This window comes from Amycolatopsis sp. H20-H5, from assembly GCF_035828755.1.
In the GTDB taxonomy this organism is placed as follows: domain Bacteria; phylum Actinomycetota; class Actinomycetes; order Mycobacteriales; family Pseudonocardiaceae; genus Amycolatopsis.
In genome coordinates this window covers 1-3,370 of the sequence record NZ_JAYMZS010000244.1, presented here as the reverse complement: position 1 = coordinate 3,370, position 3,370 = coordinate 1, and the positions used below count along the sequence as shown (strand labels likewise).

The following is a 3,370-nucleotide window of genomic DNA, read 5'->3' as shown; positions in this document are numbered from 1 at the left end:
CGCGCTGGCGCTGCGGGTCAGGCTGCTGCGGGCGAGGAACCTGGTGGTGGTCGGCGCCGGTTTCCTCGGCGCGGAGGCAGCGGCGGTCGCGCGCGAACTCGGGCTCGAAGTCACCCTCGTCGACCCGCTGCCCGGCCCGATGATCCGCCAGCTGGGCCAGGTGGTGAGCGGTCTGCTGGGCGAGCTGCACACCCGCCACGGCGTCGCTTTGCGTTGTGGCACCGGGGTTTCCGGCCTGACGGGCGAGGATGGCCGGGTCACCGCGGTCCGGCTCGACGACGGGAGCACGCTGCCCGCCGACGTGGTGCTGGTCGCCATCGGCTCGTCACCCGCCATCGGCTGGCTGACCGGGAGCGGGCTCGAGCTGGGCAACGGCGTCGACTGCGACGAGTTTTGCCTGGCCGCACCCGGGGTGGTCGCGGCGGGGGACGTCGCCTCGTGGCGGCACCCGGACCACGGACGCTTGCGGATCGAGCACCGGATGAACGCCACAGAACAAGGCACAGCGGCAGCGAAGACGTTGCTGGGTAAGGGATCCCCGTTCGCACCCGTGCCATACTTCTGGACCGACCAGTACGAGGTGAAGGTCCAGGTGCACGGCGTCCCGAGCGAGGACGCGGACTTCCGGATCGTGGCCGGGGACCCGGCGGACGGCCGGTTCGCCGCGCTCTACGGCGTGGACGGCCGGGTCAGCGCCGCGCTGACCTGGAACCTCCCCCGCGAGGCCCGCACCCTGCGCCCCCACGTCGTCAACCGCACCTCCTGGCGCGAAGCCCCCTAGCCACGATCTGTGCTAGTCCTGGTGGGGGACCGTCCGTGACCGAGAACGCCACCGAACTCACCGTCGACGCCGGGGTCGCGGCCCTGTTCGGTCAGGAGCACCGCGCCGATCCGTACCCGTTCTACCGGCAGTGGCGCGAGCGGCAGCCGGTGACGCCGATCGCGGACGGCGTCCTGCTGGCCTCCGGTCACCGCGAAGCCGCGGCCGTGCTGCGTGACCCGGCGTTCGGTCACACGGAGCCGGAGGACCTTTCGGACGCTCCCCCGGAGGTGCTGGCAGGCGAGCTGGTCGAAGTCCCTGAAGGCCACCATGACGGCGTCTAACGCCGTCATGGTGGCCTTCAGGGACTTCTTCTGCAATCGGGCAAGTCCTTTGTGGACGGAGAACGCACCTGGGTGACCCTTCGCTCAAGTTCCTGGCATTGGAGCCAGCCCGTCACCATTCGGCGAAACCGCCGTCTTCGTGGCGCCACACCGGGTTGCGCCAGCGGTGGCCGAGCTCCGCCGCGCGACGGACCGCGGCCTCGTCGACCTCGATGCCGAGGCCGGGACCGAGCGGGCGGTTCGCGTACCCGGCCACGAACTCGAACGGCGAGGTGTCGACCAGATAGCTCGTCAGCTCCGAGTCGCCGTTGTAGTGCATGCGCAGACTCTGTTCCTGGATCAGGAAGTTGGGCGTCGCGAACGCGAGCTGCAGGCTCGCCGCGAGTGAGATCGGGCCCAGCGGGCAGTGCGGGGCCAGGCTCGCGCCGTAGATCTCGGCCAGCGCGGCGATCCGGCGGACCTCGGAGATCCCGCCCGCGTGCGACGGGTCCGGCTGCACGACCGCGACCCCGGCGTCGAGCACCGGTTTGAACTCCCAGCGGGAGAACAGCCGCTCCCCCAGCGCGACCGGCGTCGTCCCGGCCGCCACCACCGAAGCCAGTGCGTCACCCTGGGTCTCCGGCAGGACCGGCTCCTCGACGAACATCGGCCGGACGTCCTCCAGCAGCCGCATCAGCCGTCGCGCCATCGCCGGGGACACCCGGCCGTGGAAGTCGATCGCGAGGTCGCGGTCGGGTCCGAGCACGTCGCGAGCCTCCTGCGCCCTGGCCAGCACGTCGTCCATCTCGCGCGGGGAGGCGATCGCCCGCATCGGGCCGGAGACGTTCATCTTCACCGCGGTGAAGCCCGCCTCCACCTGCTCCGACACCGCCTCGCGGATCTTCGAGGGCCGGTCGCCGCCGACCCAGGAGTACACGCGCACGCGGTCGCGCACCGGCCCGCCGAGCAGCTCGTGCACGGGCGCGGACCGGACCTTTCCCGCGATGTCCCACAGCGCGTGGTCGAACCCCGACAGCGCGCTCGACAGCACCGGGCCGCCCCGGTAGAAACCGCCGCGGCGCAGGACCTGCCAATGGTCCTCGATGCGCAGCGGGTCCCGGCCGAGCACCAGCTCGCCCAGCTCGTGCACGGCGGCGCGGACGGTCTCCGCCCGGCCCTCGACGACGGGTTCGCCCCAGCCGCTGACGCCTTCGTCCGTACTGACCTTCAGGAACAGCCAGCGCGGCGCGACGAGGAAAGTCTCGATACCGGTGATCTTCACGCAAGTCCCTTCACGCGGAATCCTTGGCGGCCGACCAGCCGCCGTCGACGACCAGCTCGGTGCCCGTCACGAACGACGCGGCGTCGGAAAGCAGGAACGAGATCACCGCCGCGACCTCGTCCGGCTGCCCGAGCCTGCCCGCCGGGGTGGCCAGCGCGCTGCGCTCGCGGTCCTCGTCGCTGATCCGGCCCCACGCCTCGGTGAGCACCGGGCCGGGCAGGACCGCGTTGACCCGCACGTCCGGCGCGTACTCGACGGCCAGCTGCCGGGCGAGCGAGACCAGCGCGCCCTTGGTCGCGGCGTACGCCGGATGCCCCGGCAGCCCGAACCGCGCGTGCACCGACGAGACGAACACGACCGCGCCGCCCCTGGCCCTCAGCGAGGGCAGGCAGGCGCGGGCGCCGAGGTAGGCGCCGGTGAGGTTGACGTCGAGCTGGCGCGACCACTCGGCGCGGGTCATCTCGTGCAGCGGTTTGACCGTCGAGGTGTAGGCGTTGCCGACCAGCGCGGTGACCCCGCCGAAACCGGCCGCGACCTCGGCGACCGCCGTCCAGGTGGTGTCGGCGGAGACGTCGCCGACCACGGCCCGCATCCGGCCGCCTTCGCCGGTCACCCGCTCGGCGAGTCCGGCCACGGCGTCCGCGACGTCGACGGCGATCACCGCGTGCCCCTCGCCCGCGAGCCTGCGGGCGGTCGCGGCGCCGATCCCCGAGGCCGCCCCGGACACCACGGCGCACCGTGTTCGTTCGGCCGTCATCTGTAACCGCCCTTTCCGCTGACCGATCTTCCCTGCCATTGTCGCCGGACGCGCCTGGCAGCGCGGGCTAGGCTCGGCGCCGCGCGAGATTCCCCTGGTGCGGCTGGAGGCAAGGAACGTGACGGAGCTCGTCCTGATGGGGTGCTACACCTCGGTGTCCGGCGGCAAGGGCACCGGGATCGGCCGGTTCCGGCGCGACGGCGCGACCGGCTCGCTCACTCCGGCGGGTGAGCTGGACCTGGCGTCGC

General features: G+C 72.5%; 4 protein-coding genes. 2 read left to right on the top strand and 2 right to left on the bottom strand.

The genetic code is table 11. The annotated features are described in order from the left end of the window. Positions 1-781 (top strand): NAD(P)/FAD-dependent oxidoreductase (locus tag QMK34_RS47095; RefSeq protein WP_326421551.1); only part of this gene is annotated, 781 nt, incomplete at its 5' end. 35 nt (positions 782-816) lie between these two features. Further along, positions 817-1,104: a hypothetical protein gene (locus QMK34_RS47090; RefSeq protein WP_326421550.1), complete on the top strand. Its 288-nt coding sequence runs from the start codon at positions 817-819 to the stop codon at positions 1,102-1,104. 112 nt (positions 1,105-1,216) lie between these two features. Here the strand turns inward: QMK34_RS47090 and dgoD are convergent, their stop codons facing one another. Both dgoD and QMK34_RS47080 read right to left on the bottom strand, forming a co-directional pair. Beyond that, positions 1,217-2,365, bottom strand: a complete 1,149-nt coding sequence (gene dgoD / locus QMK34_RS47085) for a galactonate dehydratase (protein WP_326421548.1) — start codon at positions 2,363-2,365, stop codon at positions 1,217-1,219. Positions 2,366-2,375: 10 nt separating this feature from the next. Next, the gene (locus QMK34_RS47080) at positions 2,376-3,122 is read right to left on the bottom strand and encodes an SDR family NAD(P)-dependent oxidoreductase (RefSeq protein ID WP_326421547.1); all 747 of its coding nucleotides are present in this window, start codon (positions 3,120-3,122) and stop codon (positions 2,376-2,378) included. Between the last annotated feature and the right edge of the window lie 248 nt (positions 3,123-3,370).

Coding starts and splice junctions, on each gene's coding strand:
- QMK34_RS47080 (WP_326421547.1), bottom strand. CDS start 3,122: ATGACGGCCGAACGAACACGGTGCGCCGTGGTGTCCGGGGCGGCCTCG.